Here is a 15,732-nt window from a genome sequence, read left to right as displayed (position 1 = left end):
TAATTTCGGTCAATCAGAGCAATGACAACGATGGCAATTCTCGATCGCAACTTCAATCTTTCACAGCGTATGGTACAGGAACTGGGGCGCACGATTATCTGCGGTGAATTCGTTGATGACAGCCTGCCCACCGAAGCAGAACTGTGTGAAAAATTCGGCGTGAGCCGCAGTGCCGTCCGCGAAGCGGTAAAAATGTTATCTGCGAAAGGGTTAATCACCAGCAAGCCGCGTCAGGGCATTCGCATTCAACCTGAAGACCAATGGAATATTTTTGATCCGGATTTATTGCGCTGGGTATTGGAAAGCAAACCCTCATTGCACGTGCTGAAAGAATTTTTACAAGTGCGCATCGCGATTGAACCGGAAGCAGCGGCCCTTGCCGCACGCTATGCAGATGAGAGCAAGCTCGCAGCGATTGAAAAAGCATTAGAAGGAATGCGCCAGGCCGAAGGCAATAGCAAAGAAGACCTGGAAGCCGATATCGCCTTTCACGTCAGCATCCTTTACGCCAGCAACAATCGTTTTTACATTCGCCTGCGCGATTTTATTTCCACGGCTTTGCGCGTGAGCATCAGCCACACCAACCCCATCAAAGGCAACCATGAAGGCGTAGTTGAAGACCACTCCAAAGTGTTCAACGCCATTAAAAACCGCAACCCTGAACGCGCACGCCAGGCAATGTTGGCCTTGATTGACGAAGCATTGAATTTTATTGAAGATTCAATTGCCAATCAAAAATAACTCGGGCCGCAATGTAATTCCGCAAGCAACTCCATATCCCTTTTCACATCCGCTTAATTCCTGGCAACAGGATTTTGAGGCGGCTTTGCTTGCTCACTAGCACTATCCTGTGCAGCACCCAAGGTTAGCTTGGTTGCAGCTGGCGTATTTTTTATACGCGGTACATCTTCCAATTTAAGCTCATCTATTTTTTTATCGTGATCAGAGATAAGTCCGGCTTTCACCAAAAATTTTAAAGCGGATATCCGCTGCTCTGCATCGCTTGAATCTATCGCCTTTAAAATTAGCGACGACTCCATTTTATCGCGCTCCAGTTGTCGGCTCGCATTCAATTGCTCCTTATTGGTAATCAACCCAAATGAAGCCGTACACACTGCCCCCAAAATCGCTAAAATCGCCGGATTTGTCCAAAAGTGAGGTTTCGCCGGAGGTGCTTTTTGCCGACCCAATTCAGCCTCCAAACTTTGCACCCGCAACTCGAGCAACTTTTCCTCGTGCTCTTTTATAACTTTCTGGTTCATAGCAGTCTCCTTAAATCATCCTGGATTCATATCGTGATCAACTGTCACCGAATAGCCTCTCGTCAAGCACAAAGCATTTCGGACCAATGATTATGCTAATCACGCAGACAAGCTGCCTCACCCCCCAATTGGGGGGATGAAGCTGGTGAAAATTTCACAAGCGCCGCTGAATTAAACCGATAGTTGATTAACGCCTATTGAATAGGCTTAATCTGAAAGCGTTGGCAATTGGAATTCAGCCATTGGCCCTGCGCTATATTGGTGTGGTTAGCGACTCCACAATGGGCCAGGTCAACAACCAGATTACTTTTACGATTAACAAGTTTCACAGTCCCATCGACAAGAAAATCAACCTGCCATTGCGCGTGCTTATCACCGCAAGCGGCCAGCTCAATGTTAGCGCCAGGCACGATGGAAGTATTCACCACACTCATACAGAGTTTATCGTTCGCTACCGACTGAAGGTAATAAAACCCCTGTTCCGTGTGCACAAAGATCCAGCGTTGATTAGCGATATTTTTCCACTCATCCTGTTCGATATTAGCGCCCGATTTGGTAGCGCCCGCAACACTAATCGCCTTCCCGCTTTGCACACTGGTGATCGCAACTTCTTGCAGGGGTTGGACTCGCCATAAACTGCACGCGGGCTTTTGTGCGATAAATTGCGGCACATCCTCTACTGATTTTTTCCCAGCTACCGGAGCAGGCTCCGAGCAATTAGCGAATTGAATAGGTTGTTTGGTTTGCGCGTTGACCAAACTTACCCAACCCTGTTCATGTGGAACCAATTGCCATTGCTGGCAGAGCTGGTTTTGCCAGGGGGCAATAGTTAACTCATCGGCCTGCCCAACCGAGCACTGCCCATGGCTGTTGTTAGCTCCACGTTGATGACCATCGCCTTGAGCTAAAAATTTTCCATCCTTATTCACCAACCGATAATTACCGTTGGTGGTGTAATCCAGTACCCAGTTGCTCGCCGATTCATTATTGCAATCTGCAGAGGCAATTATTCCATCCGTATCAAAGGCAATACACTGGTGATTGGCTTTGTTTACCAACTGCACCTGCGCGCCCTGCACCTGGGTAACCAAGGGGCCATTTTCACCAGCCGGGGAAGCTATCGGTTTGCCGGCTTCGACCGGCTCGCCGAAATTCGGTGTACCATCCGTATTCCAGGTAAATTTCTGCGCACGTAAAGAACGGGTTGAACTGCATCCTTCTTTTTCGCTCGCGTTGCCATGGTAAATTAACCAATCTTCTTTACCGTCTGGCGATTTAAAAAAGCCATTGTGACCGGGGCCATAAACACCATTGGCCTTGCTAAACACCGGCTCAGCGAATTTTTTCCATGACTCAGGTTTTAATGGATCACCCGTTAATTCGATGAGGCCTAATTTATAATCCGGCGTATTACAAAAACTCGCCGAGTAAATCATAAAGGTGCGGCCATTGTGTTTTAAAATTTCCGGACCTTCATTCACTTTCATACCGGATTTTTCCCAGGCGTATTCAGGCTTGGAAATTAATACTTTCTCACCGGTAATCGTCCAGGGATTTATCATTTTGGCGATAAAAATAGATTGTTCGTCCTTCATCCATTCAGACCACAATAAATAAAGCTGCCCGTTGTGCTCCAGATAATTGCCGTCAATATTCCAGGAATCCGGCATAGGCGAGCCCTTATAAGTGTAAGGGCCAAGTGGATCGTCACCCTGACTTTCGATGACACTCAAATGCTGGTGATCATAATTTTCAGCAATGCCGGAGGTGTACATTACATACCAGCGATAGCCCTTTTCCGTTTTCAAGCGATGAAATTCAAATGCCCAGAAATTACAGCAACGCTCCAATTCACTTTCCGACCAGATATGAATTGGCGTCGCCGTTGCCAAGCCGGCAAGCGTTGGCGATTTGCGCATCACCAACTGGGAAGTCCAGGTAGTGGTAGTTAAATAATAATTACCCGCAAAATATTCCAACCAGGGATCAGCGCCGTTAGGGTAGATGGGGTTGGTAAAGCTGTTGGCATTCGTCTGGGTTGGTGGTGCGTTAGTAGCCGCACTCGTCTTATCAGAATCTTTTGTTGCACAACTTAACAAGAAGATCGGCAATAAAAGACTCGTTAAAAATTTCTTCATTGTGTTTTCTCTCTCACTGGTTACATCTACTTTTATTTCAACACCATAACAAACCCGGCATTGGGTCGCAGGCTAATCGCCGCAGGCGTTTTGCTATTAATTTCCCGCTGCACAAAACTGCGTTGGTTTTCTCCGCTGGTAATTACATAGCCTTTTTTATCCCCAACAAAACTTACGTCCAGCGTCAAATTCTTCACTTCTTGTTCTGCATTAATACACGCGATATACCATACATCACCTGCTTTGCGTGCAAGCACGGCATATTTTCCCGGATATCCATCAACGAATTTCACATCATCCCATTCACGCGGCAATTCACGCAGAAAAGCTTTCACATAATCCGGTGCAGTCGCCATACCTTCGGGAATTTCCGCAAAATGCTGAACGCCGGAAATCATCAACACCGATTCCGCCAATTCAAAAGAGTTTTCAGTCACACGTTTGATGTTGGGAATATCGCCAAACACCATAGGCGTAAAATCCATAGGGTCAAAGATATTGCGCGTAAAGAGCGCGGTTGCTACATGCTGTGCAACCGGGTCTTGATCCGCTTGGGAGAAGGTTGTGAATTCAAAACCTTTGATGGACTCCATCGTCATTAAATTGGGATAGGTACGCTGCCAACCGCGTGGCAGCGTTGCGCCGTGAAAGTTCACCAGCAACTGATGTGCGGCAGCATCGGTTAAAATATCGATGTAATACTGCATAAAAGATTGTCCATCGCCGCCAAAGAAATCAATTTTCACTCCCTTAACTCCTATTGCTTGCAAACGAGAAAATTCTGCAGCGCGCAATTTTCGGGTAATTAATTTACTCTTGGGGCTATAGGGCGTTTGATTCCAGTCGCCAGACGAGTTATACCAAACCAGAATGCCGACATTTCTCTTCGCCGCATAATCCACCAGCTCCTTTAATTTTTCATAACCGATTTTTTTATCCCAATCGGCATCGATTAGCGTGTAATCCCAATGCATATCCGCCGCGTAATCGATAAATTTTTTCTGCACATCAAAGGTGGTGAAATCATCTTTTAAAATTGCCCAGCTCCAGGAACTATGGCCTGGTTTAATGAAACCATTTTCAACGTTAATGGCGGGTGCAGCCAGGTCAGTTCCCAGAGTAGATTCCATAACCTGTGCAAGCGAACCTACCGCAACAATTCGCCAGGGCGATACCAATGTCTTTTTTGCGCTGGCAAGCAGAGCGCCCTTCTTACCCGCTTCGTCAATAAATACTTCAGGCGCTTGCGGCTGGGCCAAAACATACTCACCGGTGCCAGCACCTAACTGCAAATGCGAGCCATGCCAGGAGCCATCCATTCCCGTTTCAGAAATAACCAGCCAGTTATCTCCCGAGTTAAACAGCGCCGGAAAAACCCAACCCTGTTTCAAAGTGGATTCCGTACCCACAGGCACATTGATTTGATAATGTTCTTCATAGGAGGGATTGGTGTTGCTCCAGCCGGTTTGCGCCACCGCCATGGGCTGCAGCCATGCCCTAGCCCTAGGTGCTACGCGAAAGCCGGTCACGTCCTTAATAAATTGTTTATTGGCAACTGCCGAATCATTTACTAAATAACGAAACGCAACGCCATCATTGGAAACACGAAAAGTGAGTGCTAGTTTTTGCTGACGAGCATTAGTGATAAAAAAAACCTGCTCATTGGCGGTATAGCGAATTTCACTTTTCTTGCCGACACGCATTTTGTAGGTATCTGTCACCTTGGCAACAGCCGATTGCGTATCGATTTTTACCTGTTGGGTAAAATCAGCATCGGCCAGTTGCAGACCTAAGGGCGACGCCAGGATGACAGTTTGCGCAGCACGATCAACACTGTAGGCCAGAGTATTTTGTTCAGTGATGAACACTTTCACGGATATTTGTTTGTCGGGGCTGGAGAGGGTTTCTGGTAGTTTCTGTTGACTACATCCAACACACAACATGATGAACAAAACACTGGCAATTTTTTTCATAAAAAATCTCATCGTGAGTTTAATTTTTTTGTAGGTTGGAAAATACCAAGGTTCCTTCCGACATTTAATTTTGTACAAAAACACTGATTAATGTCGGAAGGCGCTGTGCTTTTCCAACCTACATTTTTTATTTCAAACGCGTCAAACTAAACTGCTGATTAGTGGCGCCCGTAGCAGTCCATTGGATAGCTTGCGCACCATTAGCCGTGCTCAAATTTAAAATATCCACCGGCAAATTACTCAATTGCGATTTAACGGTGTAATAGCCACTACTACTGGTAAGGCTCCACTTCTGCCCTGCTCCGCCCCAGTAATCCCACTGCGCTATATTTGCTCCTGCAGCAGTGGAGTTGTTATACACATCCAGACTTTTCAAGCTCGCTGCGTTAATCAAACTGTAATAGCCAGTGCCCTGATTAATGACATACCACTGCTGCGCGCGATAGGAGTTCCAGGTTTCTTGCTGGATCAGAGCACCATTCGCGCTGGATTTTGCGGCGGGCATTAAATCTTTACCGCTGTGGCGCGCGGTAATGCGATACAAGCCATCACTCACACCGCCACAACTTGCCACCGAGAAACTGCGTGTTAATGTCGGCCAGCCATCACTGTAAGTCATTTTTAAAATATCGAGTTTGGCATTGCCGCTATCATTTAAATCGTAATAGTGGGTAGAGACGTAATTACAGCCGTCTTGTTTCAATACACCAATATGACCGGGGCCTTTGTATTTCCCGTCGGTGTTGGGCAATAGGGTGCGCACATCAGTGTAGGGGCCATAAATCGATGTTGACCGTGCAACCTGCACGTAATAGGTACTGCTCGAACCTTTACAGCAGGCACCGCGATTGATAAACAAATAATAGTAATCGCCATTGCGTGCGATATAAGGCGCTTCAATATCCGCGTGATTACCGCCGTAAACTTTGGTCACACTGCCATTTAATTTGCCGGTGGATTGATTGATCTCCGCCATACCGATTCCGCCAAAAAAGGAACCGTAGCTCATATAAACTTTGCCGTCATGATCGCGATACAGCGCCGGATCTATTGCATTAATTTCCGCACTGCCACCAAACGACTCCACCACAATCCCCAAATCCTCCCAACTGGGCGAAGTGAGCGATACCGATCGCGCTACACCAATTGCCGATACCGAAGTACCGAACGTGGATACCGAGTAATAAAGATAGAAATAGCCATTCATATGAATGACATCTGGTGCCCAAAAAGAGCCGCTGAAGCCGGAAATTTTATTAGCAATCCACGAAGGGTAAGTGGTAAACACCGGGCTTGGTCCACCAGTCCAAGTGGTCAGGTTGGTAGACGTTGAATACCAGATCCCGGTTCCAGTGGTGAAATGGAAATAGGTGCTGCCATCTTTGGTAATAGTGCCAGGGTCATGGGAGTTGATAAGGCCGGAAAGGGTAATCGCCGAGGCGGTAAAACTGCAGAGCAAAAGGCCAATACCGGCCAGTAAATGCTTATACATAGTGGTACCTGTTCATTATTGTTAGCAGGGGTTGATTATTATTGTCTTAATATTATAAGACAATTAGAGTTTACCCAGAAAGGGCTGGAATGCCAAGGCGGGAAAGGGTCTCTACATTGATCCAGCAGAGATTCTCTGGATATTGATTGCGGTTAGCATTGTAACTGGACTAACATTAGTCCATCAGTTCAAACAATGAGCACCCAGGTATGCAAACCGTCAACATTCACGACGCCAAAACTCACTTCTCCAAATTAATCGAGGCTGTCACTCAAGGTGAGAGAGTCATTATTGCCAAAGCAGGAAAACCGGTAGTCGAACTAGTTGCCATTGAGTCAACACCCGCCGTACGTACACCCGGCTCGTTGAAGGGAAAAATTAAAATCGCCGATGATTTTGATGCACCATTACCTGACGAGATTCTCAACGCCTTCGAGGGAAATTGATGCGTATTTTATTGGATACCCATATTTACTTATGGTGGCTAACGGACAGCCCAAGACTTTCCCAAGCAGCAAAACAAACCATCGCTACCGCCACTGAGGCATACATCAGCAGCGCCTCCATATGGGAAGCGGGAATTAAAATTACTGCAGGAAAACTTGAAGCTGATATAGACGATTTAATCGAAGGCATTCAGGCAAACGGGTTTACCGAATTACCTATAACCGCCAAACATTCAAAGCAGGCTGCACGATTACCGGATATTCATCGCGACCCCTTTGACCGAATGCTAGTTGCTCAAACCCTTTGTGAGCCGTTGCGATTATTAACGGCGGATGAGCAAATTTTGAAATATTCCGAACTTGTTGACTTGGTTGAAATCAACTAAAAAAGCCCTGCGCGTGAGCAGGGCTTTTTATTGGAACAAATATCAAATACTACCTTACAGATAATTTAAAAATAGTCCGCGTTTTATATTCCTCACCCGGCCGTAGCACAATCGACGGAAACTGCGGTTGATTAATTGAATCAGGGGCGTGTTGCGGCTCCAAACAAAAACCGGTGCGTTTTTGGTAGGTAACACCTTTGCCGGTTAAGCTGCCATCTAAAAAGTTACCGGAATAAAATTGTACACCGGGTTCTTCGGTGAACACTTCCAAGACTCGGCCCGACCTTGCTTCTTCAACGCGCGCCGCCAGCGTCAGCTCTTTATAGTTAGTTTGATTGATTAGGAAGTTGTGGTCGTAGCCAAAACCGTTTTTGATTTGTTCGTGCGCAGCATTAATACGGCTGCCGATTAATTGTGGCGAGCGAAAATCAAATGGCGTGTCAGCAACCGGCATAGGCTCACCCACGGGGATTTGGGCATCGTTTACCGCGTTAATATGATCAGCAAAGATTTGCATTTGGTGACTGAGAATATCGCCACCCTTAGTAATTCCAGCGAGATTGAAATAGCTGTGCTGGGTTAGATTTACCGGAGTGGCTTTATCGGTAGTAGCAAAATAATCCACGACTATTGCATCATCGTGGGTGAATTGATAAGTCACAGCGACATTTAAATTACCTGGAAAACCCTGGTCACCATCTTCGCTCAGTAATTTCAAAACCAGGCCTGGGCCCTGAGCATTTTCAAAAGTTTCAGCAGCCCAGACTTTTTTATCGAAACCAACAGGGCCGCCGTGCAAATTATTACTGCCATTGTTTGCAGTTAGCGAATAACGCTCGCCGTCCAACATGAAGGTGGCGTTAGCGATGCGATTACCTACGCGACCAATTAGCGCCCCAAAATAAGGGCCAAGGTCCAAATAGGGTTCAAGCGAGTCGAAACCCAATACCACATCATCCAAGTGACCGTTTTTATCACGCACATGCAATTCAGTGATGATGCCACCAAGATTAATTATTTTGGCGATGCTGCCATTGTTATTGGTCAGGGTAAATTCAGTAACCGTTTCGCCTGCGGGCGTGGTGCCGAATACACGTTGGGTAATTGCCGAAGTCATTGGCTGTTTGCTCTCACAAATAATGGTTTTAGGTTGATTGTGTTTGATCTTTTTTCGATTCTATTTCAGGCGATTCTAGCTCAGGGTTTCGGTCTTACGCGATTCTGTTCTAGTCAGTTTTCGCCTGCCCGAAATCCGGAAATCCCTCGCTCGTCCATTCCAGGCGGCGAATATAAGTATGGCGATTGGGGTCGGTCAGCGGGGTGCCCTGCAGGGCGAAATAATCGCGCGCATGATATACCATAATGTCAGTTTGACCATCATCCGCCAGGGTAAAACTGTTATGGCCGGGACCATAGCGATTCAGCGTTTCGTTAGTACTAAATACCGGCTGGGGCAGCTTGTGCCAGGAAGCTGGATTAAGTAAATCTGCATCGGCGTCCGCCCAGAGTAAGCCCATCGCGTAGCGGTGATCGGTCGCACTGGCGGAATAACTGATAAAGATTTTGTTGTTGCGGATAATCACCGCCGCGCCTTCATTGACCTTATACCCTTGAATTTCCCAGTCTAATTCCGGGCGGGAAATTTCCACTTCAATCTTATCCACCTGCGTAGGCGAAATTAATTTGGCGAGATAAAGCGCCGAGTTTAATTTCTCTTCCGGATCTTTTTGCGCCCACACCAGATACCGCTGACCTTTATGCGCAAAACTGGTGGCATCCAACGCAAAGGAATCGCGTGCGGTATTCACTCGCCCTAACTCTTCCCACCGGCCTTGCAGTGGGTCCGTATTGCGATTCGCCAGCACATACATTCGAATTAGCCAGGGCTTTTCTGCATCGCCCGCCGCAAAATAGATGTACCAGGTATTATCAAAATAATGCAGCTCCGGCGCCCAAATATTAGCGCCCATAGCGCCGCTGCTGTGTTTGCGCCAAACTGTTTTAGCCTCAGCGTTGGCTAGTTCCGGCAATGAATTGGCAGTGCGCAACTCGATTCGATCAAACTCGGGCGCGGTAGCAATAAAATAATAATGGCCATCAGGCGTGCGATGAATAAAAGGATCGGCGCGCTGTGGAATAAAAGACTCTGGAATCGCGGGCTCAGGTTTACGCAAAGATTCAACCGGCATATTTTCACAGGTCGGCACACAGGCCGATAACACCAACGAAACAACCAACAATGACAAAGCTGCACCATACTTCATAAATTCCCCCATTCCTGTCCAGTCTCCAGCCAGCGTAAGCGCACTATCGCAACGGGCCACTTAACAGGGGTTAACTGTTATTATTTAAAGTTTAATATTATATTACATATTCAGAGAATTAGACCAAGAGAGATAAAAATGCCGTCAATCAACCCTGCCCGCGCCGAGAGTGGGCGCAAAATCATTACCAAAGCACTGAAACTGCTGGGCACCAGTGCCCTGCTCTGCCTTGCCGGACTGGTTAATGCCAAACAAGTGGATGTACACGACCCGGTAATGACGCGCGAAGGCGATACCTGGTACCTCTTCAGTACCGGCCCGGGCATTACCATTTACAGCTCCAAAGATCAGGTGAACTGGCGATTGTCGGATCGCGCCTTTGCCACTGAGCCAGTTTGGGCCAAATCAGTCGCACCAGGTTTTAATGGGCACCTGTGGGCGCCGGATATCATCCAGCACAACAACCTGTTTTATTTGTATTACTCCGTCTCTGCCTTTGGCAAAAACACCTCGGCAATTGGAGTCACCGTTAACAAAACACTCGATCCAACATCGCCCGACTACCGCTGGGAAGACAAAGGCATAGTGCTGCAATCAGTACCCAATCGCGATGCATGGAATGCCATTGACCCGGCGGTAATTGTGGATGAAAAAGGCCAAGCCTGGATGAGTTTCGGCTCCTTTTGGAGTGGATTAAAAGTTTTCAAATTAAACGCGGATTGGACGCGGCCTGCTGAACCACAAGAGTGGCATAGCATTGCCAAACGCGACCAGGTGCCCGCAAGTGCAAACAGCAACGCTGGCCCCGGTGAAATTGAAGCCCCGTTTATTCTGAAAAAGGGCGAATACTATTATTTGTTCGCCTCCTGGGGATTGTGCTGCAAAGGTGCCAACTCGACTTATCATCTGGTAGTTGGTCGCTCCAAAAGCGTAACCGGCCCCTATGTTGATCGCGCCGGAAAAGATATGAATGACGGCGGCGGCAGCTTATTAATTAGAGGCAATAAAAACTGGGTCGGACTTGGCCACAACAGCGCGTACACGTGGGACGGCAAAGATTATTTAGTGTTGCACGCTTACGAAACGGCCGATAACTATTTACAAAAACTAAAAATATTAAACATTCACTGGGATAAAGAAGGTTGGCCGCTGGTGAATGAAAAGGAATTGGATTCTTATCAAAGTAATCGTTTGAAATAACGGGAATCTAGTTTTCTCATAGCTATTTCTTCGCGAAATAAACGCCCACACAAAGCAATTAGCGCCCTGGTTGCAAGACCACGAAATACGGTAACCAGAGCGCATTTATTAACCCGCGGCAGAAATTTCCTCCAATAGCTGATCATTCGAATAAGCCTTTCCGCCAATTCCCCAGAGCCCATCAACTGCAAAAACGGCATTAACCCACACCTGCTCTGCCGCCAGTCGCCCTTCCGCCGCCGCGATCACTAACCGGGTCGCCTGAGCGACAAATTCATTTTTAATTTGCTGATCTGGAAACGCAAAGGACGGAACTCGTAACTCCACAACCACAATTTTGGCAGACGCTTTATTCGCAAAGCTCAGATCGGGATCAACAAAAACAACCTCGCCTATTACATTCGGCTGCATAAACCTATTTCCGCTAAGCCCATGCAAAGACAAAAACAGCTCGACTATCTCACAATGTAACTCAGCTGTACGATGGCGAGCGATAACTCCTTCAGTTGCAATAATTTGAACAGGCATTTTATAAATATCCTTTAAATAAATTGTTGGGGCAGCGATCATCGAAATTATAAATATTGATCACTATCCATAAATATAAATAGTGATCGCTATTTTTGTCAATCTAAATATAATGATCATTATTTATTAGCCAAGGTAAGTAATATGCGCGCTTCACAGGACCATATGAATAAAGTGAAGGACACCATTGTTAAGGCAGCGAGTGAAGGCTTTAAGGAGCAGGGGTATGGCGGGCTGGGAATCAACGCGCTGGCGGAACGCGCGGGGCTTACATCCGGGGCATTTTACGGTCACTTTGCATCAAAAGATCAAGCATTTCAGGCGGTTGTTAGTAAAGGAATGCACGACTACGCCGCGACAATCAACAGCATTATTGAAAACAATGGCGAGGACTGGGCACAGGAATTAATTAATTTTTACCTGGGTGGGGCCCATGTGGAAGACGTTGCCTGCGGGTGCGCAGTTCCGGCCCTGTCGGTTGATGTGGCTCGCGCCAGCGATGATACGAAGGCCATCTATACAGAACAAATAAGGGAAATTGCAACGGCGATCAGCCGAACAAAAAATCAGAAAAGCTCACAGGACGCGCTCGCACTAATGAGCCTGTTAGCTGGTAGTGTCATGATTGCCCGAAGCTTAAATGACCCCAAACTTTCCAAAGAGCTGCTGGCCGGTGCGCACCGATGGGCAATTCAAATATCAGAGCGGTAACAATAATAGGTATCTTACTATTATCGCACCAATCGGCCGGGAGAAATACCAACGCGAAACAATGCGGAGAAAATCATCGGCAGGAATAAAAACAACTAATCGCTCGCGCAAATGTTAATTCCGCTGAGCGATTAGTTTCTTACGGACTTCTATTGAAGGTTGACCCTAGCACGCGCAAAAAACAGACTTAACACCCCCATCAGCAACAATACTAACGATGATGACTCAGGCACACTCACTGCGTGAATATCCACTGTGAAATCGTCCATCACCCATTGATCCCAACCGGCAAGGTTACTATAAATATTCAGCTGGTCTATTCCCGCCCAATCGAGTTGAATCCAACTGGCGGTAGTATCGGTTATCGCGAACGCGGAGCTTGTTGAATAGAGCAAGGCACCATCCAGATAACCTTCAAAACTTAATTCATGAAAATAATCACCGATCCAGGCAGCGGTAAAAAACGCGCCGATAAAATCAAAGGTGCCGCCAGCGGCAAGGGCAATACTTGCATCCATGCCAAATTGATTGAATGCCGCCTTATCACCCGAAACAACACCCTGTTCAAAACCACTACCGGGAAATTCGACATTGCTAACGCTCGCCATTAAACCCCAATTAAAGCCCTCGTAAGCATCACCGATGGTATCGGCCGGGTTGCCCGATAAATCATCAAACGAAATAACAGCGGCAGAGGAAAAGCTGGCACACAAGGATAAACACAAACCCACAATTATTTTTTTCATTACTGACTCCATTAATCAGCCAAATCAATGTGGGCACCACATTAAGTAGCACCCGTTAAGGAGATATTTTTTGCCGATTACTGGGCCAGGGTTTGCACCTGGGCATCGGTCAATGCGGTTTCGTAGATGCGCAACTCATCCATCAAACCTTTGTAAGGTGTGTCCCACCAGTTAACCCCCAGCGAGAAAACTCCGCTATTGGTGGTAAATACATTCGGGAAATTCACGCCGCTGAATTTTTTGCTTCCATTCACATACACATTGACCGTGCCATTATTAACGGTAAATGCCATATGCGTCCATTGCCCCACGGGAATATTCATACCCAAACCGGCGTCATACCAGGCAGTACCTGACCAGAGCATGGAATTGCCACTCACCCAGCCATGCCCCATAGGCAATAAACTCACCCAGGCGTTGCCGTCGCGCGCGCCGAAAAAAGTCGTGCTGAAGGCGGTAAGTTGATCCGGGTTCAACCAGAGCGATACTGTGTAGGTATTTTTTGTGATAATGCCATTGGGCAATCGCACGCCGCTGCTGCCGTTAAATAACGCCGCCGCGCCAGCCACACCGGGAACATAACTGATACTACCGCCAGCAGCGCCGATTAAATTGCCGCTAACTGTGCCTGCCGCTAACACACCGGTTGAATCATTTAAATTATTATTGAATGCATAGTGTGCAATTAAACCGCCCGCCGACTCTTCACGCACCACCAGCGTAAAACTTTTTGTCGTTGTCGCAGCGCCTTTCTTGATCGTTGCCGTCAAGGTAATTAACGCGTCACCTGCGCCATTGAGCGGGCGCTTTACCACACCGGAGTGACTAACAATTGCCGTGTTCGACGAAACCCAGCTAATGGTTGCGTTGCGCGTTGCTTCAACCGGCAACGACAAATCAGACGTTATCGCGGAAGTATCCCCAAGACTTAATTCAGTTTTTATCGCCGCAACAATTTGCGCATCGGTTTTCTTCGCCAACTTGCTGCCGAAAATTGCCACACCCTGATTCGACAATGCCGTGAATGTCAATACATAGGCTTTGGCTGTTTCGTCCCATTGATTAAGCAATACACCTTTAAAAGTCGGTACACCATCAATATTGATTTCAATCTGGTTGTCGCCCACCAGAATCCAACTACCAGTAACGGCACCCGTAATAGTGCCCGTAGTATTCAAGCTGATTAGTTGCGATTTTTTAATTGCGGAGGAAATGTCCTTACCGTGATTAACCAATAAGAAATCGCCCGCAATAAATTCACGCCGCACCGTTGCCAAAGATTCATTGGCATAGCGATAAGGCGTAATCAAAGGCCAACCATCCGCATTGATCAATAATTGATGTGCCCGGATTTCATGTGCCTCACCGCGTGCCGGGAAACGTGAGTGGAAAATAATAAAATGCTTTCCACTCGCTGCATCGTAGTACGCCGAATTATGCCCGGGCGATACATAGCCTGTACCTATACCTGTGCCGCTCTCGCCCAGTTTGCGTTCAAATAAAAAGTTGCCCATAAGCTTCACGCCAAAAGGCGCAATAGACGCATCATCAAAAATAGGTAAAGACGCATTGGCTTTTACGTTCACCATATCGTTGCCTTGCGCATCCAGATAAGGGCCGTCCGGATTTAATGAGCGCGCTACACGAATATTGTAACCACCCGCTGCATCCAGGCCGCCGAAGGACATAAACAGGTAGTAGTAATTTGATTGCGGGCTATAGAGCACATAAGCGCCTTCAATGCGGCTGTGATTCCCGCCAATTAAACGCTTGCCGTAACCCTGGCCTGGTAGCGGTTTTCCGGTTGCAGCATCCAATTGCAATATAAAAATGCCACCGGAGTAGGAGCCGTAAACCATCCACAACTTGCCCGATGCATCATAAAAAGTATCCGGGTCTACTGCGTTGGGGTGCTTGCGCGCGTCGTATACGGTTCCATCTTCACTCGCCAAACCCCACATACCAGATTTCAAAATAATGCCTTGATTTAGATAAGGGCCGTCTACTTTATCAGCCACGGCAATGCCCAAGGCCGAGCGCGGTGAATCGCCTTTGCAGGCGTTGTAGTACATATAAAATTTACCGTCACCGAGTTGGATTACATCCGCCGCCCAGAGTGTATTACTTTGCGCCCAGGTAAACGTTTCTGCCAATTCCGTCAGTACATTATTGAACAGCGGGTTAGTTGCACTCACGCCGTCGGCAATGGAATACCACTTGAGTAAATCCGGCGATTTAGCGGCGGCTAAATGCGAACCAAATACATAGTATTCGCTACCCACTTTAATGACCGATGGGTCATGTACCGATGTATTGATAAAATCTGGTGTCGTAGGCGCTAGAATCTGTGCCTGGGTCGATAGCGTCAACATCGCCAGGGATGCCGCTAACCTACGCAAGCCGGTCAACCTTGTTTTCTTCGTTCTCATCTCTCCACTCCTATTTATGATTATCGAGCTGTTATGTCTCGCAATTAAAAATCAAGCGCAAAAAGATCCCCTCCCAATGGAAATACACCAGGAAAAATATCGCGCTTTTTAGTTAAAACTGCAGGAAGACTAGTAAAATCTTTTTTCCAAGGCTAAC

At 47.1% G+C, this 15,732-nt stretch carries 14 protein-coding genes; 5 read left to right on the top strand and 9 right to left on the bottom strand.

Annotated elements, in window-relative coordinates; genetic code table 11:
- Nucleotides 1–30 precede the first annotated feature (30 nt).
- Entirely contained in the window at nt 31–741 is a 711-nt protein-coding gene (locus D0C16_RS20720; protein ID WP_151034100.1) for a FadR/GntR family transcriptional regulator, read from the top strand.
- A 53-nt stretch (nt 742–794) separates the two neighbouring features.
- On the opposite strand, the gene D0C16_RS20715 is transcribed toward D0C16_RS20720, so the two are convergent.
- From D0C16_RS20715 to D0C16_RS20700, 4 genes are all read right to left on the bottom strand, one after another.
- Entirely contained in the window at nt 795–1,262 is a 468-nt protein-coding gene (locus D0C16_RS20715; protein WP_151034099.1) for a hypothetical protein, read from the bottom strand.
- Between the two features lie 194 nt (nt 1,263–1,456).
- Nucleotides 1,457–3,400: a family 43 glycosylhydrolase gene (locus D0C16_RS20710; RefSeq protein WP_151034098.1), complete on the bottom strand. Its 1,944-nt coding sequence runs from the start codon at nt 3,398–3,400 to the stop codon at nt 1,457–1,459.
- 32 nt (nt 3,401–3,432) lie between these two features.
- Complete coding sequence (locus D0C16_RS20705; protein ID WP_151034097.1) at nt 3,433–5,373, bottom strand: glycoside hydrolase family 97 protein; 1,941 nt, start codon at nt 5,371–5,373, stop codon at nt 3,433–3,435.
- A gap of 127 nt (nt 5,374–5,500) precedes the next feature.
- Nucleotides 5,501–6,865, bottom strand: coding sequence for a family 43 glycosylhydrolase (locus D0C16_RS20700; protein ID WP_151034096.1), 1,365 nt, complete (start codon nt 6,863–6,865; stop codon nt 5,501–5,503).
- Between the two features lie 209 nt (nt 6,866–7,074).
- Here D0C16_RS20700 and D0C16_RS20695 point away from each other — a divergent pair, with 209 nt between their 5' ends.
- Both D0C16_RS20695 and D0C16_RS20690 read left to right on the top strand, forming a co-directional pair.
- Nucleotides 7,075–7,311 carry a type II toxin-antitoxin system Phd/YefM family antitoxin gene (locus D0C16_RS20695; RefSeq protein WP_151034095.1) on the top strand — a complete coding sequence of 79 codons (237 nt, stop codon included), beginning with the start codon at nt 7,075–7,077 and terminating at the stop codon, nt 7,309–7,311.
- Complete coding sequence (locus D0C16_RS20690) at nt 7,311–7,697, top strand: type II toxin-antitoxin system VapC family toxin (RefSeq protein WP_151034094.1); 387 nt, start codon at nt 7,311–7,313, stop codon at nt 7,695–7,697. The genes D0C16_RS20695 and D0C16_RS20690 overlap by 1 nt, the downstream gene beginning before the upstream one ends.
- Before the next feature lie 49 nt (nt 7,698–7,746).
- Here D0C16_RS20690 and D0C16_RS20685 read toward each other — a convergent pair whose 3' ends face one another.
- Together D0C16_RS20685 and D0C16_RS20680 are read right to left on the bottom strand one after the other, a co-directional pair.
- Complete coding sequence (locus tag D0C16_RS20685; protein ID WP_151034093.1) at nt 7,747–8,814, bottom strand: aldose epimerase family protein; 1,068 nt, start codon at nt 8,812–8,814, stop codon at nt 7,747–7,749.
- Between the two features lie 109 nt (nt 8,815–8,923).
- Entirely contained in the window at nt 8,924–9,961 is a 1,038-nt protein-coding gene (locus D0C16_RS20680) for a family 43 glycosylhydrolase (protein ID WP_225318786.1), read from the bottom strand.
- 138 nt (nt 9,962–10,099) lie between these two features.
- Here D0C16_RS20680 and D0C16_RS20675 point away from each other — a divergent pair, with 138 nt between their 5' ends.
- A complete protein-coding gene (locus D0C16_RS20675) occupies nt 10,100–11,161 on the top strand; it encodes an arabinan endo-1,5-alpha-L-arabinosidase (RefSeq protein ID WP_151034091.1) in 1,062 nt (353 codons plus the stop codon).
- 108 nt (nt 11,162–11,269) lie between these two features.
- Here D0C16_RS20675 and D0C16_RS20670 read toward each other — a convergent pair whose 3' ends face one another.
- Nucleotides 11,270–11,572, bottom strand: a complete 303-nt coding sequence (locus D0C16_RS20670) for a hypothetical protein (protein ID WP_151034090.1) — start codon at nt 11,570–11,572, stop codon at nt 11,270–11,272.
- A gap of 261 nt (nt 11,573–11,833) precedes the next feature.
- Here D0C16_RS20670 and D0C16_RS20665 point away from each other — a divergent pair, with 261 nt between their 5' ends.
- The gene (locus tag D0C16_RS20665) at nt 11,834–12,400 is read left to right on the top strand and encodes a TetR/AcrR family transcriptional regulator (protein ID WP_151034089.1); all 567 of its coding nucleotides are present in this window, start codon (nt 11,834–11,836) and stop codon (nt 12,398–12,400) included.
- 149 nt (nt 12,401–12,549) lie between these two features.
- On the opposite strand, the gene D0C16_RS20660 is transcribed toward D0C16_RS20665, so the two are convergent.
- Both D0C16_RS20660 and D0C16_RS24690 read right to left on the bottom strand, forming a co-directional pair.
- Complete coding sequence (locus D0C16_RS20660) at nt 12,550–13,146, bottom strand: hypothetical protein (RefSeq protein WP_151034088.1); 597 nt, start codon at nt 13,144–13,146, stop codon at nt 12,550–12,552.
- A gap of 77 nt (nt 13,147–13,223) precedes the next feature.
- Nucleotides 13,224–15,575, bottom strand: coding sequence for a LamG-like jellyroll fold domain-containing protein (locus D0C16_RS24690; RefSeq protein ID WP_304487099.1), 2,352 nt, complete (start codon nt 15,573–15,575; stop codon nt 13,224–13,226).
- Between the last annotated feature and the right edge of the window lie 157 nt (nt 15,576–15,732).

Source organism: Cellvibrio sp. KY-GH-1 (genome assembly GCF_008806975.1).
In the GTDB taxonomy this organism is placed as follows: Bacteria; Pseudomonadota; Gammaproteobacteria; order Pseudomonadales; family Cellvibrionaceae; genus Cellvibrio.
The sequence above is the reverse complement of the archived record's forward strand: the minus strand, read 5'-3'. Positions and strand labels throughout refer to the sequence as shown.

Coding starts and splice junctions, on each gene's coding strand:
- D0C16_RS20720 (WP_151034100.1), top strand. CDS start 31: ATGGCAATTCTCGATCGCAACTTCAATCTTTCACAGCGTATGGTACAG.
- D0C16_RS20715 (WP_151034099.1), bottom strand. CDS start 1,262: ATGAACCAGAAAGTTATAAAAGAGCACGAGGAAAAGTTGCTCGAGTTG.
- D0C16_RS20710 (WP_151034098.1), bottom strand. CDS start 3,400: ATGAAGAAATTTTTAACGAGTCTTTTATTGCCGATCTTCTTGTTAAGT.
- D0C16_RS20705 (WP_151034097.1), bottom strand. CDS start 5,373: ATGAAAAAAATTGCCAGTGTTTTGTTCATCATGTTGTGTGTTGGATGT.
- D0C16_RS20700 (WP_151034096.1), bottom strand. CDS start 6,865: ATGTATAAGCATTTACTGGCCGGTATTGGCCTTTTGCTCTGCAGTTTT.
- D0C16_RS20695 (WP_151034095.1), top strand. CDS start 7,075: ATGCAAACCGTCAACATTCACGACGCCAAAACTCACTTCTCCAAATTA.
- D0C16_RS20690 (WP_151034094.1), top strand. CDS start 7,311: ATGCGTATTTTATTGGATACCCATATTTACTTATGGTGGCTAACGGAC.
- D0C16_RS20685 (WP_151034093.1), bottom strand. CDS start 8,814: ATGACTTCGGCAATTACCCAACGTGTATTCGGCACCACGCCCGCAGGC.
- D0C16_RS20680 (WP_225318786.1), bottom strand. CDS start 9,961: ATGAAGTATGGTGCAGCTTTGTCATTGTTGGTTGTTTCGTTGGTGTTA.
- D0C16_RS20675 (WP_151034091.1), top strand. CDS start 10,100: ATGCCGTCAATCAACCCTGCCCGCGCCGAGAGTGGGCGCAAAATCATT.
- D0C16_RS20670 (WP_151034090.1), bottom strand. CDS start 11,572: ATGCAGCCGAATGTAATAGGCGAGGTTGTTTTTGTTGATCCCGATCTG.
- D0C16_RS20665 (WP_151034089.1), top strand. CDS start 11,834: ATGCGCGCTTCACAGGACCATATGAATAAAGTGAAGGACACCATTGTT.
- D0C16_RS20660 (WP_151034088.1), bottom strand. CDS start 13,146: ATGAAAAAAATAATTGTGGGTTTGTGTTTATCCTTGTGTGCCAGCTTT.
- D0C16_RS24690 (WP_304487099.1), bottom strand. CDS start 15,575: ATGAGAACGAAGAAAACAAGGTTGACCGGCTTGCGTAGGTTAGCGGCA.